The 24,191-nt window shown below is 63.3% G+C and carries 23 protein-coding genes and 1 pseudogene; 4 read left to right on the forward strand and 20 right to left on the reverse strand.

The genetic code is table 11. The annotated features are described in order from the left end of the window. Positions 1 to 5 precede the first annotated feature (5 nt). Together AC5P98_RS11700 and AC5P98_RS11705 are read left to right on the forward strand one after the other, a co-directional pair. Positions 6 to 659, forward strand: coding sequence for a hypothetical protein (locus tag AC5P98_RS11700; RefSeq protein ID WP_014647564.1), 654 nt, complete (start codon positions 6 to 8; stop codon positions 657 to 659). Then, positions 656 to 1,984, forward strand: a complete 1,329-nt coding sequence (locus AC5P98_RS11705; RefSeq protein WP_049408125.1) for an XVIPCD domain-containing protein — start codon at positions 656 to 658, stop codon at positions 1,982 to 1,984. Before AC5P98_RS11700 ends, AC5P98_RS11705 begins: the two co-directional genes overlap by 4 nt. Positions 1,985 to 2,038: 54 nt before the next feature. Here the strand turns inward: AC5P98_RS11705 and AC5P98_RS11710 are convergent, their stop codons facing one another. The 19 genes and pseudogenes from AC5P98_RS11710 to AC5P98_RS11800 form a co-directional block, all read right to left on the reverse strand. Continuing rightward, positions 2,039 to 3,307 carry a hypothetical protein gene (locus AC5P98_RS11710; protein ID WP_414614022.1) on the reverse strand — a complete coding sequence of 423 codons (1,269 nt, stop codon included), beginning with the start codon at positions 3,305 to 3,307 and terminating at the stop codon, positions 2,039 to 2,041. A gap of 96 nt (positions 3,308 to 3,403) precedes the next feature. Then, entirely contained in the window at positions 3,404 to 4,411 is a 1,008-nt protein-coding gene (locus AC5P98_RS11715) for an XVIPCD domain-containing protein (protein WP_049408128.1), read from the reverse strand. Between the two features lie 57 nt (positions 4,412 to 4,468). Continuing rightward, positions 4,469 to 5,005, reverse strand: a complete 537-nt coding sequence (locus AC5P98_RS11720; RefSeq protein ID WP_049408130.1) for a hypothetical protein — start codon at positions 5,003 to 5,005, stop codon at positions 4,469 to 4,471. A 490-nt stretch (positions 5,006 to 5,495) separates the two neighbouring features. After that, on the reverse strand, positions 5,496 to 6,509 hold the full coding sequence (locus AC5P98_RS11725; RefSeq protein WP_049408132.1) for a hypothetical protein: 1,014 nt from the start codon (positions 6,507 to 6,509) through the stop codon (positions 5,496 to 5,498). A gap of 366 nt (positions 6,510 to 6,875) precedes the next feature. Beyond that, entirely contained in the window at positions 6,876 to 7,409 is a 534-nt protein-coding gene (locus AC5P98_RS11730; RefSeq protein ID WP_321212206.1) for a DUF4189 domain-containing protein, read from the reverse strand. Between the two features lie 283 nt (positions 7,410 to 7,692). Further along, a complete protein-coding gene (locus tag AC5P98_RS11735) occupies positions 7,693 to 8,217 on the reverse strand; it encodes a DUF4189 domain-containing protein (RefSeq protein WP_153643293.1) in 525 nt (174 codons plus the stop codon). Positions 8,218 to 8,247: 30 nt separating this feature from the next. Next, positions 8,248 to 9,390, reverse strand: a complete 1,143-nt coding sequence (locus AC5P98_RS11740; protein ID WP_049408134.1) for a TrbL/VirB6 family protein — start codon at positions 9,388 to 9,390, stop codon at positions 8,248 to 8,250. A gap of 83 nt (positions 9,391 to 9,473) precedes the next feature. Continuing rightward, entirely contained in the window at positions 9,474 to 10,289 is an 816-nt protein-coding gene (locus AC5P98_RS11745) for a hypothetical protein (RefSeq protein ID WP_053091844.1), read from the reverse strand. A 52-nt stretch (positions 10,290 to 10,341) separates the two neighbouring features. Beyond that, entirely contained in the window at positions 10,342 to 12,789 is a 2,448-nt protein-coding gene (locus AC5P98_RS11750) for a VirB4 family type IV secretion/conjugal transfer ATPase (RefSeq protein ID WP_049408136.1), read from the reverse strand. A gap of 81 nt (positions 12,790 to 12,870) precedes the next feature. Continuing rightward, entirely contained in the window at positions 12,871 to 13,179 is a 309-nt protein-coding gene (locus AC5P98_RS11755; protein ID WP_019660289.1) for a VirB3 family type IV secretion system protein, read from the reverse strand. After that, positions 13,172 to 13,579, reverse strand: a complete 408-nt coding sequence (locus AC5P98_RS11760) for a TrbC/VirB2 family protein (RefSeq protein ID WP_046431329.1) — start codon at positions 13,577 to 13,579, stop codon at positions 13,172 to 13,174. The genes AC5P98_RS11755 and AC5P98_RS11760 overlap by 8 nt, the downstream gene beginning before the upstream one ends. 579 nt (positions 13,580 to 14,158) lie before the next feature. Continuing rightward, positions 14,159 to 14,636 (reverse strand): annotated as a pseudogene (locus AC5P98_RS11765) (lytic transglycosylase domain-containing protein); the annotation flags it as partial. 3 nt (positions 14,637 to 14,639) lie between these two features. Continuing rightward, complete coding sequence (gene virB11, locus AC5P98_RS11770; protein WP_049408142.1) at positions 14,640 to 15,683, reverse strand: P-type DNA transfer ATPase VirB11; 1,044 nt, start codon at positions 15,681 to 15,683, stop codon at positions 14,640 to 14,642. Between the two features lie 14 nt (positions 15,684 to 15,697). Further along, positions 15,698 to 16,969, reverse strand: a complete 1,272-nt coding sequence (locus AC5P98_RS11775) for a TrbI/VirB10 family protein (RefSeq protein WP_049408143.1) — start codon at positions 16,967 to 16,969, stop codon at positions 15,698 to 15,700. Continuing rightward, positions 16,966 to 17,745: a TrbG/VirB9 family P-type conjugative transfer protein gene (locus tag AC5P98_RS11780; protein ID WP_014037652.1), complete on the reverse strand. Its 780-nt coding sequence runs from the start codon at positions 17,743 to 17,745 to the stop codon at positions 16,966 to 16,968. The genes AC5P98_RS11775 and AC5P98_RS11780 overlap by 4 nt, the downstream gene beginning before the upstream one ends. Continuing rightward, a complete protein-coding gene (locus tag AC5P98_RS11785; protein ID WP_049408147.1) occupies positions 17,742 to 18,797 on the reverse strand; it encodes a VirB8 family type IV secretion system protein in 1,056 nt (351 codons plus the stop codon). Before AC5P98_RS11785 ends, AC5P98_RS11780 begins: the two co-directional genes overlap by 4 nt. 89 nt (positions 18,798 to 18,886) lie before the next feature. Further along, on the reverse strand, positions 18,887 to 19,333 hold the full coding sequence (locus AC5P98_RS11790; protein ID WP_032957008.1) for a hypothetical protein: 447 nt from the start codon (positions 19,331 to 19,333) through the stop codon (positions 18,887 to 18,889). Between the two features lie 424 nt (positions 19,334 to 19,757). Then, positions 19,758 to 21,437: a type IV secretory system conjugative DNA transfer family protein gene (locus AC5P98_RS11795; RefSeq protein WP_014647580.1), complete on the reverse strand. Its 1,680-nt coding sequence runs from the start codon at positions 21,435 to 21,437 to the stop codon at positions 19,758 to 19,760. Between the two features lie 35 nt (positions 21,438 to 21,472). Then, a complete protein-coding gene (locus AC5P98_RS11800) occupies positions 21,473 to 21,730 on the reverse strand; it encodes a hypothetical protein (RefSeq protein ID WP_014647581.1) in 258 nt (85 codons plus the stop codon). 130 nt (positions 21,731 to 21,860) lie between these two features. Between AC5P98_RS11800 and AC5P98_RS11805 the strand changes: the two genes are divergently transcribed. Further along, positions 21,861 to 22,280 carry an HD domain-containing protein gene (locus AC5P98_RS11805; RefSeq protein WP_032957003.1) on the forward strand — a complete coding sequence of 140 codons (420 nt, stop codon included), beginning with the start codon at positions 21,861 to 21,863 and terminating at the stop codon, positions 22,278 to 22,280. Between the two features lie 127 nt (positions 22,281 to 22,407). Next, positions 22,408 to 23,619 (forward strand): MFS transporter, encoded by a 1,212-nt coding sequence (locus tag AC5P98_RS11810; RefSeq protein ID WP_014647583.1) that lies wholly within the window; start codon positions 22,408 to 22,410, stop codon positions 23,617 to 23,619. A 16-nt stretch (positions 23,620 to 23,635) separates the two neighbouring features. Here AC5P98_RS11810 and AC5P98_RS11815 read toward each other — a convergent pair whose 3' ends face one another. Further along, entirely contained in the window at positions 23,636 to 24,115 is a 480-nt protein-coding gene (locus AC5P98_RS11815) for a MerR family transcriptional regulator (RefSeq protein ID WP_032957429.1), read from the reverse strand. Between the last annotated feature and the right edge of the window lie 76 nt (positions 24,116 to 24,191).

The following is a 24,191-nucleotide window of genomic DNA, read 5'->3' on the forward strand; positions in this document are numbered from 1 at the left end:
CGACATTGCGCCACAAGATGATTCCGTGCCTTGCTCTACTTCTGTTGACCGCCTGCCATCCGGAGACCGCCATGAACCAGGAACGTGCCGCTGCTGAAGCCGATGTCGCCCAGGGTGGGCGCGGCCTCGCCAAGCTCAACCCCAGCCCGCGCAAGGCCTATGAACTGGTGCTGCGCCTGAAGGACGCCCCGGGCGATTTCGCGGTGGTCGAAGGTGTCGCGCAGTACGACGTCACCAACGAAGACCAGTGTGGCTATATCGAGCCGGCCACCGGCACGGCTGCACGGATTACCAGCCAGGAACCGGTGGAACTGCGCAAGGTCGCTGATGGCGAGTACCGGGGCACTGTATACATCGACCGCATGCTGGATGAGGATTACTACGGTCGCGGTGTCTGCAAGTGGGAGTTCACCGGTGCAGGCGCGATGCTGAAGGCGACGGGGGCCGAGGGCGAGACGCGTTTCCTTTCATTTATTGAAGCAGCGCCATTCGTGAAAGGCGAGACCGAGACTCGCCACTATCCTCGTTCGGACTATCCGCGCGTGAACGAGATTCCTGACTACGGCGCAAGCGGCCAAGAAGACCCCACCAAGTTCCGCCCTGAGCTGCAGAATTCGCTGTTCTCGGCTTCACTTGAAGCCAATGAGGTCCGCCAATGAGCCTCAGCAGCCAAGACTATGCGGGTATTTCCGACGACGTGTACAAGGACCGTGCGGTCGGTCGACGCGCTCCCGGCAAGGAAGAGCTCGTAGCGATCAACGGGCATGAGTACAAGATCCTCGAGCACGTTGATAATCGATTGAACGGTTATCAGGGAACGATCTACCAGCGAGTCGACACCAATGAAATTGTCGTCGCACATCGCGGCACCGAACAGATCGCCCGCGATGCGATCCTGACCGATGGTGGCATGGTTGTCGCCCGCACCAACGTCCAGGCACCGGACGCCATCGCGCTGACCCAACGCGCCCTGGCCTACGCCAAGAAGGAGGGGCAGGATCTCGGACAGCGCCCACCCGAAGTCACCGTCACCGGCCACTCCCTCGGCGGCGCTCTGGCCCAGATCACCTCGCACCATTTCAACGTCAAGGGCGAGACCTTCAACGCCTATGGCGCGGTCAGCCTCAGCTACCGCATCCCGGAAGGCGGCAACACCATGATCAACCATGTCATGGCCTCCGATCCGGTCAGCTCGGCCTCCCCGCACTTCGGCCAGGTGCGCATCTACGCCAAGCCGGATGAGATCAAGACACTCGCCGCAAACGGCTTCAGCAATCACTCGTTGCGCGCCCTTATCCCGGACAGCCCGCTCGTCGCAGCAGGCAGTTCGTTCGGCGCGCACAAGCTGGGCAACTTCCTCGGCGACGGCTCGGTGCTGAAACACCCGGAAACGCAGAAGCTGGCAAAAGACAACGCCAGGATGATCGAGGAGTACCGCGACGACGTTGAATCACTGCGTCGTGGTGTCACCCGCGCAGCGCGCGGCATTCCGGGCGGCGCGGTCGATCTGTACGACCATATCCGCGGCCCGCTGCAGCCCGGTGAGCCGGCACGCCGCGAAGCGGAGAAGAACGGCCATCACACCAGCATGCTGCGCATGGACGACGCCAACCATGTGGGCAACCCACTGTTCAACGACGCGATCCGTGGCGTGCACGCGCAGGACGTCCGCGTCGGCCGGGTACCAGACGTAATGAGCACGCAACTGGCCGGCAGCCTGGCCGCCGAAATGCATGCGGCGGGCGGCAAGCGCATCGACGAAGTGGTCATGAATGCCGATGCCTCGCGCAGCTTTGCCGTGCAGGGCCAGGGCGGTGACCCGGCCCACCTTCGCGTATCAGTGGATACGGCGGTGGCGATGAACACACCGCTGGAACAGAGCAGCCAGCGCATCGACCAGCAGGCCGCAGGTCAGCGCCTTGCACTTGAGCGCGACCAGCAGCTGGAACAGCAGCAGAATCAGACCCGCAGCCTGCAGGCCTGATGGACAGCACGGGAGCCGGTCTTTCCGGCTCCCGTTGTACATCGGCACTCTGGTTCAGGGGCTGGAGGCCGCCACCGGCAGCGATGCTCCGGCCGTCACGAACAGATCCGGCCCGGAATCCGGGAATCCACCGCAGGCGCGATCGCCGGGCGCCACCGGATCACAGGGCCACTGCGCCCGCGCGACTTTGTCGCGCAGCTCGAAGCGATCGCCGGTCCAGACCACGAACGCGATGTGCTCGCGGTTCCAGTCACCGTAGGCGCGCGGACCACCCTTCTGCGCCGACTCCGGATACTGCACGAACCAGCGCATGACCGGGCCATACTGCAACTTGCTGTGGTCCAGGCTGATCCGTCCCTCACGCGAGAGCTGGCGCGCACGATCAGCTTCCGCCTGCTGCGGCATGGCCGGCATGGCATCGGTGGTTACATCCCTCGGCGCCGCATCCCCGCGGACCTGGTACACACGCTGGGCCACATAGGCCTCGCGGCATTCACCCGCTGGCACGCGGACCGGCTCCGCGCCGTACTCATCCCGGTTGGCGACCTGGTCGCTGCAGGTGAACGGCGCCGACACCAGGTAGAACGTGCTGTCGGCGTCGCGCCCTTCCAACGAGCGCACCCAGATGTCGCCCATCCGCACGATGAAGTCCGGGCGCTGGCCGTAGCCCGGCACCGCCTTGAACCAGGCCTTCTGCCGCACCTCACGCTCGCGCCAGCTGCGCGGCAGGTGGACGTCCTGCTCGGGCAGCGCGACCAGCATCGCAGCCAGATGCGCCGGCATGGTGCCCTGGCAGGCGCCGATCAGCAGGTCGCCCTGGCTCGCCAGCCGCCCGGCCAGATCCACCGGGCAGCGGGCACCGAGCGCACGCTCGGTCGCCTGCTCGGGCGGCAACGGCACGATGGCCAATGCAGGCGGTGCCGGCGCTACCGCCGGGACCGCTGACTCGACGACTGTGGGCGGTGCAGCCACAGGCGCCGCCGCTGCGGGCGGAACGGGCGCAGGCGCCGGGTCCGCAGCCGGCGCCGGCTGCGTGTCCACCACCGGTGTCGCAGGGGGTGTCGCGGCAGCCGGTACTTCGGGAGCCGGCGCCGCGACAACGGCGTCGGCCGCCGCGGGCGCTGCAACGGGCGCCGCCCCTGCAGGCGCCTCAACGGTAGCCTCGGCAGCGGGGCGCGTCTCCACGACGGGCGCCGCTGCCTCCTGAGCCTGTGCCGACGCTGCGGCAAGTCCAAGTGACAGCAGCCAGAGCGGCGGCAGGCGGCGCACGGGTGCATTGCAGCGGGCAGCGGCGTGGCGGGCATTCGGGGGAACGATTCGCATGTGGTGTCCTTACGGGTGGGTTTCCATGTCGGCGCCACAGGGCGCCACGCGTCGTACGTAAAGCGCCAGCGGGCACCCTGCCCGCCGGCATCGGTGTTACAGGGATCGAGAACGCTGCTCCTGCTCGCGGGCGAGCGCGGCCGCCGGGTCCTGCTGGGCGACATTGGCAGCCAATTGCTGGCTGCTCTGCGCCAGCGGCTGCTGCGCCGCCTGTTCGCGATCGACCGATGCGCGCAGCATGGCCGGATCGCCTAGCGCGCCCTGTACAGCAAACAGCGTGCGACCGTCATTACCCGCCAGGAGATGATCGATGCGCGACATCCCCGCCTTCTGCGCGCTCAGCGCCAGTGCGCCGGCGGCATTGTCCAGTTCCTGCACGCTGCGCAGACCGCTTTGCGGCCCCATCTGCTGCAGGTGCTGGCGCGCTCCCGAGAACAGCGTGTATCCCGGCTCGCCCGGTTGCGACATGTCGCGTCCCGTTGTGGGCTGGGCAGGCGCCCCCACTTCGCCACGCTCCAGGCGCGCCATCACATCGGGGGTCAGCTTCTGCTGCCACACGTCAAAACGCTGCTGGCGGGCTTCGATGCCGTTGAGCGCGCCATTCAGGGCACGCGTCGCTTCGCGCACGTCCTCGCGCGCCGCTTCCGGCACCCGCGTCTGCCACTGCCACACGGCAATACGGCCTGCGTGCTCGGGTTGCGCGGCCAGCTCCGGCTGATTCACCAGGTCCAGGTCCAGCGCCTTGCCGGCACGCTCGTAATTCTCCTTGCCGACCAGCGGCAGATAGCCACGGCCGTGATACTTCAGTGCATCACCGGGCGCGTCATTGCCCATGCGCCCGCCATACATCAGTTCGGCCAGGTTCTCCGGCCGCCCGCGCAGCGCCTCCTGGCGGGCGCTCTCAAGCGCGCCATTGCCATTGCGCCACGCTGCTTCCACCGGGATCTGCGAGATGCCCCGGGTGAAGTTGAAACTCTCATTGAGCCGGCTCAGGCCACGGGACTCGTGCCCGGCCTGCGCCATGAAGTTGGCCAGTTCCCGGGACGAGGTCATGCCGGCCTCCGTGGCCTGCCGCAACAGCTGCGACTCTCTATCCTGCGACACGGTGAAACTCCTGCTCGATCATCGTTGGATACTCCCGCCTCCTCACGGGCATGGCACTCAGGGCAAGCTGACGTCGGCGACGACGGACGGATCGAAATCCTCGAACCGCACCCGGCCAAGCTCGGCCGCGGAGAAATCGCGCGTGTGGGTCGCTTCGGTTTCGGTGTCCACCACCTTGCGCTGCACGCCATGCACCCAGCACGCCTGCTCGGCAGGTGCATACCGGAAGGTGTAGACGCTGCTCCAGCGTTCGCGGCTGCCGCCGTTGGTGATCACGCTGAACGCGCCGTCTTCAATCGTCACGTAGGCGAAGGGGTCACCGGCAATGCCACCGCGCGTTGAGCACGGCACCAGCTTGTCGTTGCGTGCCGCCAGCTGCCAGCGGCCCGTGGCATCGCCCAGCAGCAACAGCAGGACCCGGTTCGGTCCGTGCTCGCCGGGCAGCAAGCCCTCCGGAGGAGGTTGGTCGATCACCAGCAGCTGGTCCTGGAAACCATTGCCGGTCAGATCGCCGCGTACGGCTTCCAGCAGGTTCGCGCCGGACGGAACGAACGCCAAGGCATTGTCCATGTGCGTGCCACTCCCCTTCTCCATCCCCTGCAACTCCTTCAATCCCGTCTTGCCAGTTCCCGAGCGGAGGCCGGAAACGGGGCGATGCCTCGCACGTGCACTGCGGCCGCCATGGCGGATGATAGCCCCGAGCCAACGGCGACCGCGATGGTGGCAAGCGTCACCCGCACCGCGGGGGGACACAGTCCTCATGGACGGAAAAGCTCCTGTGTTCGATGGCACCGGCGCGTCGGGATTTTGACGCGCACGCAGCTTACTTCGAGGAGGCAGCGCTCGTCGAAGGGTGCTTGGGATGAAAAGCGCACTTGATCACAGAAACAGCGCGGTTAACGTGAATGGTGGCTTATCCGACTATCAGACACGCGGTGGATGGCACCGCAGGTATGGCTCGCATTCCCACATACGGTCTGGTCCGGCCGGGGCGATGTTGCACGGAAAGCCTACGCCGCTTAAGTCGATGGGTGCGGGACCCAGCACAAGCCATGCTTCCTCGCGTTGTGGCCAGCAATCGCGCTCAGCGCAACTGCTGGGCGCATGCGGCCCCCTGTGTGGCGTAGTCGCGGACGTAGCCGTCCGTCGTCAGCACCGTGATATCGCATCGATTGTTTACGTCGCTGACGACATGCCCATAAGCATTCAATCCCTGCACACGCTCGCCACGATGCAGGTACAACGTGCGCGAACCATCGGCGCCGTTCTCCACACGATCCGGTGGGCCCCACGTCCGCACGAATTCCTGCTCTGTCTTGCCGATCCACAGGTCCATGAGATTGTTGCGACCCACTCGGTTGGCTGCGCGCCGCGACTCATCCAGAGCTTTGCTGGTTTCACTCTGGCCGCGCGCCACAGTCGCTTCCAGGCTACGCACAGTACGATCCATTTCAGCGTCGCCCGGCAGATAGGTGAATGCTGGACGTTTGCCGTCCTTCCACAGGCTGGCCCAGATGAAATCCACAGGCGATTGCCCGACGTCACCGATGGAAAGGAAGCCACGCTTCATCATTTCCGCTGGCGCCTTGGCCTTGGGATCAGGCCCAACTAGACAGGCAAACCGCACCAGTTGCACCTGCCAGGGAGCAATCGCCTCGGCCTGCGGTTCGTACTTATCCGGTGGGACGTTCTCCATTGGCCGATCGCGCCACTGGATCAGACTCGTCCTGATGGCCACGCTGTTCTGTGAACAGTTCACCCAGTACTTTCTGACCAGTCGATTCGGTTTGGTCGCGTTCTCGTAGACGGTATTGACCTGGATTTCGTACACCGGCTCCGGACCCGCAACTGGGTCACCGGGCTTCGCCGGCTCCCTGCGGCGCAACTGCTTCAGGTACGCGTTCTGCTCTGCCGGCGTGGCACGCTGCAGAAAACCGACCAGATCCGAGCGGTCGGCGAGCGATTGTGCATCGACCACCCACGCCTCGCGGTTCGGCGTTTCGCCACCGGTGAAGATGACCCAGCTATCAGCGGCATGGGCCGACGAGGCGAACAGCAGTCCGCCAATCAGCGAGGCAACACGGCCGGGATTCGGCATGATTCGTTCCTTCGAATGGCGCGAAGACCCACGGCATCGCGAATGGGGCCTTATAGCACGGTCTGGCGCGTCGCATCGAGGGACGCCCACCTAAGCGCAAAGCCTGCGCATCAAGCGAGAGCAAATGAGGGGCTGAAGCGTCAACATTTTTGACGCGAACGCACCCTACTTCGAGGAGGGATTGGTCGCCTAACGGAACTTGGATTGAGAGGCGATCTTGATTGAAAAAAAGCGCAATCACCATGAGTGGCTACCTACGTGACTCAAGCGCCAAGCAGCAGTCTCACCTAGAGACAGATACCACCAATCTGCCAGAATGCGATAGACGCTGGACGTCGGATGTATCAACGCAGCTCCATCGAGCAATCAGAATTCTTGGAAGATCGGCTCACTGCAATCGGTGTACTTGATCGTGCACTGCCCACCGCCGTGAGCAGCACAGTACTTCAGAACCTCAGTGGAAGCAGCCTCTCTCGTTGGGCCGCCGGCCATTGAAATCAAGCCTTTAGAGCCCGGAGCCGGATCCGCGCAAGCGACACACTGGTTCTTATACGTTATCCCTACAGTGCAATCCTTCGCACCATATGTCGCACACCGGGACTGAGCCTCAGCGACAGCCTCGGCCTTTGATCTCTTTCCCACCGAAGCTCCCACATCACCGGTCGCAACAGAACGAGATATGGCTCCCCAGGTTTTGATCCACTTACCTATCGCACGCGGCCCGGAACTCCCCTCACCCTGAGAGGCTGGAATCGGGGCACAGCCACCAACACCCCGGCCACCGATGGGATACTGACCAGGTGGACACCGCCCCTCTGCCCGGACCGACTCAGAGGTGAGCGCAGCACCCGCCACCCCAATTGCTGCGACCAAACTTGCCGCCACTGAACGCCTGATCACATCGGGAATCTCCCAACACAAAGAATAGAGATTTTTTCTTAGCGGGCAGAACCAATCTCGCCAACAGCCAAGCTATTTCCATTCCTAGCCATTGGAATGACAGGCGTAATGGCATGATCTGTACTATTGCCATCAGCGTGAGAAAGATGAGGCTCCGGCCGGCACCCATACGGGGACCCGATCACGTGATCAGGACTTGCGACTCGATCGGCGCAGAGAAGAAATGATCCGCTCAATACCGGCCATTCCACTGCCGGATCATCAGAATAACGCGAGCAGTGACTCAGAACTTCTCAAACTCCGGTTCGGTGCAATTGGACATGACAATCTCACATGTCTCTTTGGAACCAGCACGACATTGCGCCAAGGATAGACCTGCCGCCTCTTCCTTTGTGGCTGCGGCAGAGTAGAAGGTTCCCCCATTTCCCGTATTTGAGACAGCCGCCGTTGCGCACTGATTCTTATAGGTGAACTTCACTCGACAATCCCGGCCGCCGGCATCAGAGCAGGACCTCACTGCCGCGTTTCCCGCATCCGCCTTCTTCCTCCACCCGCTTGCCGCTCCTGCGATACCGGAAGGCGAGGCAGCAAATGCTCCCCAAGTCTTGATCCACCGCCCCGTTGGACGCGGGCTTTCCGCTCCTGATCCACCAGCAGGAATCGGTGCACATCCGCCGGCGCCCTGCCCACCAATCGGATACTGGCCTGGAGGACACCGTCCTTCGGCGAAGGCAGCGCTGTTCCCCCCAAAAATTAGGACTGCCGCAAGAGCGCACCTCAGAACTTGAGCTGCCCAGTCAATATTCATACACACATCCTTCAACCTAAGTCAGAACCATCAATCCGCCAAGCCATACTGCCCCTGCTTCTGATTAGACGGCGTGTAAGTACTTGGAGCAGAGTTCCTTACAGTGACACCACTATCCTGGTGACTCGAATGCCCTTCGCTCTTCGATGGCGAAGGAGGCGTGTAAGTGCCCGGGGGCCGACCATCAGCACTAGGAGTTGAGGCCGCACTGCCACCTATCTGCGAATATGCCATGAAGCTACCCAAGGTACCCTGGAAGAACATGGCCGCCATTGGGGGCGCAGTCAGAATCAAGGTCGTCAGGATCAATCCCATGCCGCCCTGCTGCATCGCCTGGCTGGTCATGCCGTCGCTGGAGGCGCCTTCGAGCAGGAACTTGTTGACCAGGGCGGTGGACCAGAACGCGGTCGAGACACGGATCACCATGTCCAGCGCGATCGATACCATCGCTGCCAGTACCGCCATCGAGAACATCGTGCCGATGCCGTAGAACAGCCATCGCTGGAACAGCTGCTTGGTCTGGTCGAACAACAGACACAGAATGAACAAGGGACCCAGGCCGATGAACAGCGCCAGCGCGACCTCGTAGAGCAGCAACATCGCACCTGCGGTGACCGCCGGGCCGCCCGTGCCCAGGCCGATGAACCACAGCGCCCGGGTCTTGTCCGCCTGCAACCCTGGATCATTCAGGATCTTGATGCCATCAATGCTCGACAGCGCCACCTGCATCCACGCCAGGCTCTTGTCGATCTGGTCTTCCGGCTGCTGGTCCTTGCCGGTCACCACGTGGGTGATCAGGCCTTTGACGTCCTCGTTGAGGAATTTCTGCAGGTTGCTGCCGAACATCGCCATGCTGGTGGCAACACTCACAATCAACGCCGCGCGCGCCATATTGGTCACCAGCACCATCATGGAGTCGCGACTGCGGCCGGTGACGATCCGGAAGCCCTGGATCAGTACCCACAGCGTCATCAGCACCAGTGCCATGCCACCGACCCAGGACATCATGCGCCCCATCAGGTCGATGCCGTAGTCACTGATCCTGTCGCGCAGGTAATCCATGATCAGCTTGAAGAAGACGAAATCGCCGATCGACTGGACACGCACCGCGTAGCCCAGCAGATCCTGCAATCCGCCTGAGAAATCAAAGTTGGCCAGCCACCTGATCGTCATTTCCACAATCCCTTGGTAATTCCGTTACTGCATGAAATGCCGCATTGCTTTGCAGCGCATGTCTACGTATTAGCGGCCTGCGTTCACTTGACGCTGAGCGCGGCCTTCAGTGCGGTGGTCTTGACCATGTCGCTGATCAGCTGCTTGGTCGGGTCCCCCTTCAATGCGGCCTGCGCCACCACCTTCTGGTTGGCCTCCATGACCTCGATATAGGCATCATAGGATTTCATCCGTGCTTCCCAGCTCTGGGCAAGTGCGGCAATGTCATTGGCGGTGCGGAGCGATTCGCTGTCGGCACCCTGCACGGTGCCCTGATCGTTGTTGGTCAGGCGGATCTTGAGGATGCGGGTCAAGGAGTTGTTGATGCGCGGAACGGTCTGGGTCAGGAAATCGATCGCGTCGTTGTACTTGCGGTTCTGCATCATCCGGATGTTGACGCAGATCTGCATCTGCTGCTCCTTCACATCCGCCTGCGGATTGAACACGAACACCTTGAAGGCGGACTCCAGGCTGAAGTCCAGCGCCTTGCCGCAGGTTTCGGCAACCAGATAGTTCGGTGCCACCGGCACCAGCGGCGCGCTGTCGGGCATGCCGAAGCTGTTCACCGCCGCCTGCACCTGGATCAGCGCCTGGCGATACTGCTCCAGCGTGCGGATCCAGCGGGTGTTCTGCTCGACGTACTCGGCCGCGTCCTGCGCTTTGGCCGCGTAGACGGTCGCCTCGGTCTTGTAGGTGTTGATCTGATTGAGCAGGTGCTGGATGAGGCTGGTACCGGTCTCCTGCACGGGAATCCAGGCGCTGACATTGCCGGTGCCGAGCGCCATCATGGCTGCCACGGTCATCGCTGCAAGACGGGGCGCGCGGCGGCGGGGCGAGGAAGCTTGCTTGGTATTGTTCATATCAGTCTCCATTGATCGGAACTCGTAGTCTTCGGGCAGGCCGTCTCGCGGATCAGGTAACAGTGTCGCGCGCTGCGACAGCCGCCTTGCCCGAGCCCTTTCGATTCTTGTAGAAATCTTCAAGCCACTGTTCCGGCGTCAGCTCATCCACCGTCACCCGTGCGCGTACCGCAGCTGTCTGCAATACCCGATGCATGATGTCGATGTTGTCAGTGGACGCCGAGATCACCGACAGAATGTCATCCATGCCGCGCAGGTTGAGCTGGCACACGCTGGACGCGTGACCCTGCTTGACCAGGAAGCAGCGCGAGCGCTCGTCCAGGGCAGTGACCACCTTGAACTCGGCCTCGGTCAGTTTCAGGCCGTCCATGTAGTCGCTCTTGCTGGCGTTCGGGTTCGGCAGCAGGATCAACGTGGCAGTCTGCTCGATCAGCGCTGCCGAGATGTCGCTCTTCAGCGCGTCCTCCGGGCTCTGCGTCGCGAAGATGCCCAGGCCATTCTGCTTACGAATGGTCTTCTGCTTGTTCTTCGCGAACTCCTTCAGGCCACCTTCGCCATCCAGGATCTTCCAGAATTCGTCCATCACGTAGATCAGCGGACGACCATCGATCAGCGACTCCAGGCGGTGCAGCAGGTAATTGATGACCGGCACGCGCACTTCGGGATTGTCGATGATGTCGGTGTAGTCGAAGCCGATGATATTGGCCTTGCTCAGATCAACGGTGTCGACCGGATTGTCGAATACCCAGCCCAGCGAATTGCCCGAGGTCCAGCGGCGCATGCGCGCGTAGAGCCCATCGTCGCCCATGTTGGGCAGGCTCTTCTGGAAGTTGGTCATGCTGCGCAGGTGCATCGGCGTATCGAGCATGCTTTCCACCGCGCGGTAGATGTCCTCTTCCTCGCGCGCACTGTACTCACGCTTGCCGGCCAGCACCTTGATCAGGTCGGCCAGGAACTGCACGTTGGCTTCGTTGTTCTCGCACTGGAACGGGTTGAAACCGGTCGGCGCGCCGTTCTCCAGGGCCAGATAGTTGCCACCGCAGGCGCGCACGAAGATCTCCGCACCACGATCCTTGTCGAAGAAGAAGATGGTCGGTGACGGCTCGTACTTCTGAACCTGGCTGAGCAGGAAGTTGATCAGCGCGGTCTTACCGGTACCGGACTTGCCGATCACCATGGTATTGGCGATCGCCTTCTCGCCCAGCGAGTTTTCCGACGGATGGGTCGCGTGGAAATTGAAGTAGTACGGCTGGCCGTTGGTGGTCTGCAGCGTGGTGACGCAGTCGCCCCACGGGTTGTTGTGCTGCTTGCCGGTCGCGAAGTTGTGCAGCGGCGACAGGCCCAGGAAGTTCAGCGAGCTGACATTGGCCAGGCGGGTACGATAGCGCCAGTTGCCCGGCAGCTGCGAATAGAAGGACGAGGTGACCGCAAGGTCTTCCTTGGTCGACACGAAGCCGGCGTTGGACAGCTCGGCGCGGGTCGATGCGACGTTCTGCGATAGCTTGGCCTGAGTGTCACCGTAGACCGCCATGATGAAGTGGTATTCACCCAGCACGAAGTTGCCGGACGACAGCTGATCCATGGCCTGGTCGAGCTCGACGATCTGGCTGACCGCCTTGTCGCCGGAGGAGATCATCATGCCCTTGGTGCGATCAAGCACCTTCAGCGCGTCCTGCCGCCCCATCGGGCTGAACGAATGGGTGATGACGTACTCGTAGTCGAGGTACTTCAGGCCGTTGAGGATGCCCGGGTAAGTGCCCTCGGCATACTCCTTGATGTTCAGGATGGCGCCGTAGTGATTGGCACCATTGGGGGTATTGATCGCGAAATCGCCGGTCTTGGCCGAGAACATATGGCGGCTGACAGGCAGGTAGTCCTTGATCGGTGCCGACAGCACCGGCACCGGCTCGTCGATGCGATTGATCAGGTAACCGAACAGCTCCAGCGTTTCCGAGAACACCACGCCGTTCTTGGCCTCGTACATTCCCAAGCGGTATGGCGCATAGTCCCGGATGACGGCCTCGACGTTGCCGGCCAGCTCCATCAGCTTTTCGACCGCCTGCTCCTGCTCGGCGCGCAGCTTGTCCACGTTTGCCGACTTCTCTACGAAGCGCTTACCCGCCACCACGGGGCGGTAGATCATGGTCAGGTACAGCTCGTTCTGCATGATGCGCTGTGAGGACAACATGCCCATGTACTGATCGGACACATCCTGGTTGAAGCGCTGCTTGTAGTTGCTCTTGCCCTTCAGGGTGCGGCGACGACGGATGTCGTGCACCCAGAAGGCGACGTTGACGAAATCCGGCGCGCGCAGCGTCTGCAGCAGGCGGTTGAACGTGTTGTGGCGATGTTCGAGCTCCCACTCCTCGCGGCCGACGAACGGCAGCCCTTCCAGATGCCAGGTCAGCAGGTAATCGCCGCCCGTGGTCTTGACCACGTTCGGAGCGACATGCGACGACAACGGAATGAACTCACTGATGGAGGTGTCAGGGCTGAACATACGACTGCTTCCAAAGAGGTAGTGCCAAGGAGTTACAAAAGACCCGGCGGGCGCAGACGCCCGCCAGGCCGGATCCGGACCTCAATCCATTCGGGCCGGCTTGTCGCGGTAATGGTTGGGGTTGAATACCCACATGCCATCGTGTTCCTGCACGTTGCGGACTTTCAGCTTGAACATCAGGCGCAGGCCCAACAGGCGGAAGATCATTTCGTCACGCTTGGCCATCTGCCGCATGATGAAGACCGCCACCGGAATGGTGAGCAGGAACCAGAAGTTCGTGTACATGCTGAGCAGCAGCAACCCACCTGCCACCATGAAAAATGGCAGGTAGGGGACGCCCAGGAACATCGCTGGGCGCGTGCAGCCGCGGAACACGACGTTCTTATGCACTGTAGTACTGGATCACGTGGTTGATCAGGTAGGAGGTGCTGGTGCCACCACCGCACTTGCCGTCGCTACCCTCGCCCAGCAGCATGCGCGCAATCTGGCCGGCGGCACCGATCAGCACGCCACCGATCAGGATCGGCGCGACGTCACCGATGCGCTTGTGCGCGAAGGCGATCTGGTAGCCGGCGAAGATCACCGCAATTGTCACGACGGCGATCGAGGCCATGTTCAGCAGGCCGTTGATGTTGGAGAAGAAACCGCAGACCTTCTTGTCGGTGCCGCCGAAGTCGGTGCCGGTTGCGAACACCTGCGGGGCGAACAGTGCGCCAACGAAGATCGTGGCCATCAGCAGGGTCTTCAGCGTGCGCTGGGCCTGGACGAGGTCGAGATTGGATCGCTTCATGGATTGATTTCCTTGTTGATGGACTAACACAACTGAATCGGCCAGCCGGGGGACTGGCCGCACCACGACTTCGTCAGAACACGAAGGCCGCATCCCCTGCGGGAATCTGCTGCACCGGCGCAGCCTGCACCGGTGCGTTGAATGAATTGTCGCCACCGGCGACAGGCTGGTTGCGCTCGCTCCAGGGCCGCAGCATCACTGGCCCCTCATTGCCGGCGCCAGCCGCGCCCGGCAATTGCTGCGGCATGGCCATCGCCTGTGCGGGGCCCTGCTGTGGCAGCTGCTGCGGCATGCCGCCGGCCTGCTGCTGCGGATAAGCGCCCGCCTGGGCCGGCTGCGCCTGCAGCTGCATCATCCGATCCACCGAACCCAGTACCACCTTGGACAGTGCCTGGTCGGCGATGTTCAGGAGGCTGCCCCGCGCCATCGCCCCGGTGGACGGGTACACGACATAGGCGCGTGCGGGATCTTCCGACGGCACGTACACGGGGCCATTGGATTGAGCAACGATGCGCGCCTGCGCCGGCGAAGCCAGCTGCGGGTGATGCTCGACCTTCACCGCGCGGCGCTCCCCCCGACTGACCACGTCGATCGGTGCGACACCATTACTGGCGACCTGCTGCCCGCGGCGGATCGAGTCGTAGATCTTCTGCACGTAGCCATGACGGAAGCCGGTCTCGAAATTGCCCGAGTAGTAGCAGCTGAACGACTTGCCCCAGTCACCACCGGAGCGCTTGTAGCACTCGGCGAGGATGCGCGAACCGGCCTGCAGGTTCGGGCACTGCTGGAAGGCCTTCTCGTAGGAATCCAGGCCGTACTTGCCCAGGTTGTAGCGATTGACCTGGGCCAGCCCGATGGAGAAGTTGTAGCCCTTCTCTTCCAGCATGCGCACCGTCGCCAGTGCTTCATCCAAGGCCTTGGGCTGGCGCACCAGTGCACCGCCAACCACGCCGATCGCGTAGGGATTGCGCGACGATTCGACGTTGATGACGTGCTGCATCACATCCATCGACACGGCCATCTCCGGGCACGCCATCATTTCCAGTCCTGGCAGCATCCTTCAGCCCCCCTGCCCCTGGGCACGCCCAGGATTGAAGTCGATGCCGGTGATGTAGCGCGAGCCGGCATGCGCCTTGATATGCACGACGATGTCGATGGTCATCATCAACAGTCGCTTGATCACGTTGAATTCCAGGCCCGAACCTTCGGTCGAGGCCTTCACCATCAGCGCCAACTGATCCCAGGTCTGCTCCGGGCTGCCCGCATGGCAGCTGGTGATCGAACCCGGATGACCGGACGCGCAGTTGCGGATGAAGTAGAACGCCTCGTCACCGCGCAGCTCGGCCAGGATGATGCGTTCGGGCTTCATGCGCAGGCAGGCTTCCATGCAGCTCTTGGCGCTGACATTGCTGGTGCTTTGTCCACCCTTGGAATACAGCAGGTGCACGACGTTGGGCTGGGTCAGGAACAGTTCGCGCGCGTCCTCGATCGTGACCAGGCGCTCGCTGTCCGGGATATGGTTGACCAGCGCCTTCATGAAGGTGGTCTTGCCGCTACCGGTCGCACCCGATACCACGATGTTCTTGCGGTACATCACCGCACGCCGGAAGAACTCGGCGTACTCGCGCGAATGGCGCAGCTCCAGCAGCTCACGATCCTGCTCGCTGATGCTGCCATCGGTTTCCAGGATCTGATTGAAGAAGCCGTCTTCGTGATACTGGCTGAGCGACTTGGTGTGCTTGGACGGCAGACGGATGGTGATCGACACCTTGCCTGCATCACATGCCGGCGGAATCACGAACTGCGCACGCTGGCCAGTGGGGAACGTGAGCGACACGACCGGATCGGCATCGGTGATGCGCTGGCCGGTGTTGCTCTCGTTCACCACCGCCGTGCAGAACTGCCGGGCCCGCTCGAAGGTCAGGCTCGGCACGTCCACCCGCTGCCACCCCGCCCGGGTTTCCAGGTACAGCTCACCGGGACGGTTGATGCAGATTTCCGTCACTTCCGGAGACGTCATGTACTCGGCGATGCCCAGCACTTCGTACTGATAGCGCAGGAAATCGCTGGAGACGAGGGCGAGGGGTGACACTTCGGCGTCCATGATCGTTCGTTGGGTTACCGGCGGGGGTGCAGCACGTTGGTGAAGTCGACGTCCTTGGCGACGTAGACGTTCACGATCGTGCCCTGGTTGATGGTGACGGTCGGCGGACGACGGTTGCTGCTGAGTGCCTCGTTGGCCAGGCGCTCCATCGTGCGTGCGGTAGCACTCTCATAGGGCGACTGCACCGTCATGCCGTTATTGGCGATGGTGGTGGTCTCCGGACCGTGTTCGGCGGCTGCGTACTTGAAGGCATCGGAAATCAGGCTGATCATCAGCGCCGAGGCGATACGGCTGCCCCAGTGCGCGCTGTACTGGCCCGGATGACCGGCGCCACCCAGCTGATCCACGCCCGGGCTGGACATCGCAACGTCGATGCCATTCGGAGTGGTGATGCGATCCCAGATCACTTCCACGCGCTTGCCCATCGGACCGCCGCCGTAGGCGCCATAGATCTTGGAGCCCTTCGGCAGCAGCAGGTTGCGACCGTTGATCGAGTACACCGGCTCGGTCAGCAGGCACGAGGTATAGCCGGCGAGATCGGTGATGATTCGGGTTTCCAACACGCAACGCAGGTAGGTGCCACGCACCAGCAGCGCGTCGGGGCTCTGGATGTAGGTGGCGCTGGAGACATCCTCGACGTCCGGGCCGCGGCGAACCTTTGCCGGCGCCGCCTGATTGTTGGGCAGCTGGGCCAGCATGGCACGGGTGTACTCATCCATGCCGCGGCCGCCATTGCTCCCGTTGCCATCCTGTCCATCACCACCACCCACCCCGCTCCCGGAGCCGATGCGGCGGTCCAGCAAAGTCGGGCCACGGTCAATCTCGCGCGCCGAATCGGACTGGGGAACGAACAGCGGGGTGGAATCCAGCGGCGGCGGCGGTAGCGGCGGCGTCATCGGAATCGGATCAACCGGTTGCATGGCCTGGGAGGGCACCGGACTCGTCTGCACGGCGTCCGGCAGAGTCGGCGTAGACACGCGCGCAACGTCCGGCACCTTCTGCACAGCGTCCTTGTCATCCTGGCCCTTGCGGAACAGCAGGAAACCCATGGCCACCAGCAGCACCACGATGCCGCCCAGGAACAGCAGCGCCTTTCGGTTCAGCCGCTGCTCTTCGGCCGAGCGCAGCTGCGGCGCGGCCGCATCCAGATCCGGCGCAGGCTCGGCCTGGGTCGTGCCGAAGTACGGGTTCGACGGCGCGTCCGCGGCACCCTGTGCGCCGTACGGGCTCTGGCTCTCGTCGCGTCCGTTGTTCGGGTCGTTTCCGGGAGTGTTCTGCTGGCTCATTTCTTCACGTTCCTTCGCAGGCCGACGACGAAGTCGCCGTGGCGGATGACCAGGTACGGGTGTGTCCCGTGCACGATCAGCGTATTGCCTTCAACCGTGGTGTTGACCACGAAGTCTTCACCGTATTCTGTTTCACGACCAAACACCGCCGGGAAGATGCCGGTCTTGTACTCCGGCGAATTCGGCAGTTTCAGGTAGGTGAAACGACCATCGTCATAGGCGTTGACCGGGATCAGCCACCCCATCTTCTTCGCCTTGCTGGTCGAATAGGAGTAGTTGAAGTTGTACTGGCGGTCCTTGGCCAGTTCCGAGCTCAGCAACGGCTTGGCCTCTTCCTCGACCGCTTCCTGGGCGACGCCGAACACGGTGTCGTTCGGATAGACGAAGGCGATCTTGTACTGCACACCGGCACGACGGGCCTGTTCCAGCTGGCGCCAGTCGGTGGCCACCACCTTCAGCTCGAAGATGTAGGAATGGGTCTCGGTGCGCACCATCATGTTGGTGTCGACGTCGACGTTCTTCGGCTTGAGGTAGAACACGTTCTCGCGACGGGTCAGTTCCCAGCCGCTGCTGAAGCCGGTGCTGTAGTCGAGGATCTTCTCGTTCGGGCTCAACTCGATCTGGGTGGTCAGGCCCAGGCCGGTGCGAACCGGATAGATACGGTCCTTCTCGTACTCGTAGTGGTCAACCGCCTGCGCCATCGCCGCTGCTGAGAACAGCAACGACAACATCGACAGCAGCGCCAGCGCGCTTCCCCTGATATTTCGACTACTCATCGGTTGCTTGCTCCATCAGCAGTTCCGGTGGAATTGTTCTGCGCCGGCCTCATGGCCGGCTGTCCGGGCATGGCCTGCCCCGGCATTGCTTGCCCCTGCACCGGCTGACCCGGCATGGGTTGACCCTGTACCGGCTGGCCCGGCATTGCCTGGCCCGGCACCTGGCCGTTGACCGGAGCCGCGACCGGCTGGCCGGTGGCCGGATCGATCATGGTGGCCGCGGCCGGATTGTTGGGATCGTAGACACCCTGTGCCTGCTGCGCCGCCTGTGCGGCCTGCTGCGCCTGCGCCTGCATGGCGCCGTCATCCGGCACCGGCACGCCACGCGAGTAGTCGTTGTCGACGCGGTACTCGGTGACCTGGAACGCCAGTGGGTTCAGGATGCGATCCTGTTCGGACAGCGCCAGGTTCTGGTTGTAGCTGAAGCGCATCGTCACCAGCTGGTTGTCCAGGTAGGTAGAGACGCCGGTGCGCTTGTCCAGCAGGCTGCGCTGTATGCGCACCGAAGCGCCGCGGAAGCTGCCGTTCGGCTCGGCCCCCAGTGGCGTGATGCTGAGGATCTTGACCCGGATGGCGCGCTCGCGACCGTACATCACGAACGGGTTCTGCGGATTGTTGCCGGCATAGCGGACACGCATGGACTGCGCCACCGGATCGGTGGACATCACGAACACCAGTTCCCAGTCACGCAGGCCCATCACCGCCGAGTCATACGATTCGCGCGCGAGCACGTACTGGGCAACGTTGCTGCGATTGATCGCTTCGTTGGTGGTGATCGTCTCGCCCTGGAACGTGCCACTCAACCGCGCGACGGTCGCCGTACCCGTGTAGGCATCGGCCATGACCAGGAACGGCACCTTTTCCTTCAGCGGCAGCATGTAGTAGTAGCCGCCCGCCAGTGCGAGCGACATCAGCAACGAGCCTGTGGCGACCCACCACGCACGCCGCTCGCTGCGGCGCGCCATGTCGGCCACGGTGATCTCGTAGCTGACCGCCTTGGCGACCGACTGCTCGACCTTGGGACTATTGCCGGGATCCTTCTTGCGGAACATGGATTCTTCCGTACTGCTGAAACATCAATGGGCGTGGCACCCCTGCGACAGGCGCGGGGAGCGGCACGTTCGATGATTTCGAGGTGGACTCAGGTGCCGCTGTTTGAATCAGCGCCCTGTGCCGACGCGGTCGGCGTCGAGCCAGCGCTCTGCACAACGATCTGGTTGCCAACGATGGAGACGGAGATGCCCTGCGCTGCATAGGCCGCCGTCAGATCGATCACGGCCTGCTGAGCGTTGGTGGTGTCGATGCTGGAGACCGCGCCGTACAGGGTGAAGTCCGAGCTCAGGCGGTAATCCAGCGTGCGTCCGGAATCCTTGGCCCAGCGCTCGAGCATGGCTTTGAGCGTGCCATCCATCGGCGAGGCCTGGTAGACGTAGCTGGAGTACAGCGGGATCTCGGTGGGTGCCGCAGCAAAGCGGTTGACCGGCTTCCAGCGGCCTCCGAAATCGGGAGCGGACTTGGTGGCGCAACCGGCCACCATCAACGCCGCCACTGCGGCGATGGACATTTTCGCGATAAACGCCTGATTCATACGGGCTTCACTTTGACGTACGAAAAAGCAGTCCCGAGCATTGGCCCCCTGGTCGTCCGGCGCTGCGTCGCGCACGCCGGAATCGGAGCGACGCACTGACTGGCAGCACACCTGCTCCGGCTCCCCTGCAGCCAACGGCTGCCAACCAAGTCGCGGGGCCGCCAGACACTGCCGACGACACACCCGCATACCTCACCAACGTCGAAACCATCCTTGTTTCATGGCACAAACTCCTGGCCACCCTGCTCTACAACATCTGCCATCCATCACACATTTCTGAACGACATGCACAGGGTCGCACAACCACGCGTCAATTCCATGTCAGACAAGTCTGAAAATCCATGAACAAATGCCAAATTCTTGACCGAAATCACGAATTCACATTCTTAACTACGAATTGTGATCACAAATTCAGCGACGTGAATTAGACGTTCAGCATCGGAACGTCCACCTTCGGCAGCAGCCTCGAGGTGAAGTAGCGATCCTTGTAGTACCGGATCTTGTCGCACTTCACCGGGTGAGGTATCCCCTCGTACAGGAACACCTCCATGTCCGGCCCCATCGCCTTCAGCTCCTGCGGCAGCATCAGCGCGCGCCGTTCCTCGGTGAAGTTGTGGGTCTTCTCGCGGGCATGGGTGACGTTCTTCCTGCGCACCGTGGTGTAGCCCAGCATGTCCGAGTAGTCGTTGGCATCCTGCTGTTCGCGCGGCGCGTACAGGATCTGCAGCGCGTGGTTGGTGATGATCGTGCGAGAGACTTCCCGGCCGTAGGTGGCGTCGAGCTGGGACATGCTCTGGATGATCGGCAGCAGGCGGATGTTGTAGCCGGCCATGTAGGAGACCGCCGAGGCGATGATCTCCACTTTGCCGATCGAGGTGAATTCGTCCATCAGCAGCAGGCACTGGTACTTCAGGTCCGGGTTGGACTTGGGCAGTTCCTTGGTGTTGAGGTTGATCAGCTGGCTGAAGAACAGGTTGATGATCAGCCGGCTCTCGGCCAGCTTGTTGGGCTGGATGCCGATGTAGATGGTCATCTTCTTCTTGCGGACGTCGGTCAGCAGGAAGTCGTTGCTGCTGGTGGCCTTGTCCAGCACCGGGTTGATCCAGGGATTGAGCGGCTCCTTGAAGGTGCCCAGGATCGAGGCGAAGGTCTCATCGGCCTGCGACAGCATGTTGGCGAACGCCGAACGGGCATTGGCACTGAGGAACGGTCGCTCCGACAGGGTCTTGAGGTACTTCTTCAGGTCGGTGCCGTCGCCGGAGGACAGACGGTACACCGCACCGAGCGTGGGCGTGCCGGCGCCGCCCGGGAAACCGCTGCTGCGCTCGTCGTCCCAGTTCTCGAACAGGTACAGGGTAAAGGCCATGAACGCGTTGCGTGCCTGGCTGACCCAGAACTTCTGGTCCTCGGCCCCGTCTGGGTACAGCATCGCGGCGATGCTCATCAGGTCCGACACCCGGAAGGCCGGATCGTCGGAGACGTAGCTGAGCGGGTTCCAGCGGTGCGTGCGCCGGTCCTCGGCGAAGGGGTTGAACAGGTAGATCTCCTGGCCCTGGCTGGCGCGCCAGCCGCTGGTCAGGTCGAAGTTCTCCTGCTTGATGTCCAGCACCACCAGCGATTCGCCGTACTCCAGCAGGTTCGGGATGACCACGCCCACGCCCTTGCCCGAGCGGGTGGGCGCGGCCAGGATCACGAACTGCTGGCCATCCAGGCGCACCAGCTTGCCGCCATGGCTGCCGACCACGATGCTCTGGCCGGTCTTCTTGAACATGCCGTGCTTGGCCAGGTCGGCGCCGGTGGCGAAGCGCGCGTCGCCGTGCAGCGAGCGCTTGTCCTTCTTCAGCAGCAGCACCAGGCCGGCCACCAGCAGCACCAGCAGGGGCAGGCCGAAGCCTACGTAGCCCGCCCATTTGATCTTGCCCACGAAGGGCGCGACCTGCGGTTGGCCGATGGCGTGGACGTACTGGTAGTAGGTGTTCCAGGTGAACAGCTGGGTGTCCAGCCCCAGGAACAGCAAGGTCAAGTAGCCGGAAAACACGAAACCAAGCAACAGGGTCGCCAGCGTGATGATGGCGATGAGCAGATACTTCTTACTGGGCAACACCCGAATCCTCCATGATGCGCACGCGGCGCGACGGCCTAGCGGTGGCGCCAGCGCGACGCCTTCTTCCGCAGGTGGTTCTCGTTTTCCAGCCCGGGCTCCTCGCCCTCTTCACGCACCAGTTGCAGCAAGCGTTGGCGCGCTTCGGCCAGTGATATCAGGTCGGTCAGACGATCCCCATCGTCGGCGACGACCGCATGGCCGACCACATCGCCGGGAGCGTACACCGGCTCGTGGGACACCGCTACCAGCTGGTAGCGGCCACGGGTTTCCAGCACATGCCTGAATTCCTGCATCGCACTCCTCCTTGTCGGGGCAACACTGCGCCCCCTGCCCCGCCATCATGCCGGTGGCAGCGTCATGGGCGCATCCACAACCGCTGCGGCTTCTGCGCGAAACTGTGCGCGGATATCCAAGGAGACCGCAATGGACTGGGTAGCACTTGCCCGCACGCTGGCCACCGAGGCCCACGCGGGGCAGATCGACAAGGCCGGCCAGCCTTACATCGGCCATGTGGCGCGGGTGGCGGCTGCGGTGCGCGGCGACGATGACGCCGAAGTGGTGGCCTGGCTGCATGACGTGGCCGAGGACTGCCCGGCGTTTGCCGCGCGGATCGAGGTATTTCCCGCACCGCTGCGCGAGGCGGTGCAACTGCTCAACCGCGATGCAGCACCCGACGCGGACAGCTACTACGCGCGCATTGCCGCCCACCCGCTGGCACTGAAAGTGAAGCGCGCCGATCTGGATGACAACGCCGATCCGCAGCGGCTGGCGATGCTCGATGCGGCGACGGCCGCACGCCTGCACGGAAAGTACGCTCATGCCCGGGCGGCGCTGGGCATCTGAGCCGGACGCGACGAGGCGCGGCGGGCCGGCGTGTCACCGATCAAACGCTGATTTACCCTGAGTGCTGCTGCTCCTGCTGCAGTGCAGCAGTACAATGGGCGGCTCCCGCCCCCCATCGCGCCCCCGCATGAGCCCCAACTCTTCCCTGGCTGCGCGGCTGACGCCCCGCCAGCGCACCCTGATCATCCTCGCCCTTTCACTGGGTGGCTTCGCCATCGGCACCAGCGAGTTCGCCAGCATGGGCCTGATGCTGGAGATCAGCCGCGGCCTGTCGATTTCCGAAACCCAGGTCGGGCATCTGATCAGCGCCTATGCCATCGGCGTGGTGGTCGGCGCCCCGATCCTCGCCTTCGTCGGCGCCAGCTTCCCGCGCCGCAAGCTGCTGCTGGCACTGATGGGCTTCTACGCGGTCGGCAACCTGGCCAGCGCGCTGGCACCGAACTACGGCACGATGCTGGTGGCGCGCTTCGTCGCCGGCCTGCCGCATGGCGCCTACTTCGGCGTGGCGATGCTGGTGGCCGCGGCGATCAGTCCCGCAGGCCAGCGCGGCCAGGCGATGTCACGCGTGCTGCTGGGCCTGTCTATCGCGATCCTGGTCGGCAACCCGCTGACGACCTGGCTGGGTCAGCAGCTGAGCTGGCGCACCGCCTTTGCCCTGGTCAGCGTGCTGGCCATCGCCACCGTGGCGATGATCGCGCGCTTCCTGCTGCCGGACCCGGATGAAGTACGTACCTCGCCGATGCGCGAGCTGCGCGCCTTCAACACGTCCCAGGTGTGGCTGGCGCTGGCGATCGGCGCGGTCGGCTTCGCCGGCATGTTCTGCGTGTTCACCTACCTGGCACCGACCCTGGTGCAGGTCACCGGCGTGGCCGAATCGTGGATGCCGCTGGCGGTGGGCGTGTTCGGCATCGGCGCGATCATCGGCAACATCGCCGGTGGCTGGCTGGTGGACAAGTTCCACTTCAAGGCCGCCGCCGTGGTGCTGCTGTGGTCGATCGTGATGCTGCTGCTGTATCCGCTGGCCGCACAGTCGGTGTGGACCATCGGCCCGATGATCATCACTGTCGGCACCATGGGCGCACTGGCGGCGGTGCTGCAGACCCGCCTGATGGACGTGGCCGGTGAGGCGCAGACGCTGGCGGCGGCCTCCAACCACGCCGCTTTCAATACTGCCAACGCACTCGGCCCGTGGCTGGGCGGCATGGCAATCAGCGCCGGCTTCAGCCCGGCCAGTACCGGCTATGTCGGCGCGGCTACCGCGATCGGCGGCCTGCTGCTGTGGTGCGTGGCGGTGATGCTGGACAAGAAGCGCAGCACCGCCGTCGTCGGCAGCCACTGAACATTGCGCCGGATCGTCAGTCGCTGCCTCTGCGGCGACGGCGATCTGGTCGCAGCAACGCTGTATCGCCGGCCACCAGGGTCGGCCGCGCCAGCTCACCGCGCTTCACACGGTCCAGCACCCGCCGCGAATTGGCTGCACAGTCGATGCCGTCCGGCCGCGCCTGGATGTCCTCGATCAGGGCCAGCAGATGCGCCCGGCTCTCTGCCAGCCGCAGCTGCAACGCTTCGATGTCAGCCACCTTCTGCTGCAGCATCGTGATCAACGCCTCATGCTGCCACTGGCCCATGTCCGGTGGCAGCAGGGCGCGGATCTCTTCCAGGCTGAAGCCTGCACGCTGCGCGCCCGTGATCAACTCCAGCAACAGCACCGCCTGTTCCGGATAGTCACGGTAGCCATTGGCCTGGCGCTGCACCACCAGCAGCCCCGCGTCTTCATAGAAGCGAATGCGCGACGCCGCGAGGCCCGTGAGGCGGGCCAGCTCACCGATCTTCATCTGCCTGAATCCTCGCCATGGGAGTCTGTTGACCTTCAATAAAACTTGAAGGTTAGCGTAGCGCCATTCCCCTGTC

Source organism: Stenotrophomonas sp. YJH_SMC_135, from assembly GCF_059372355.1.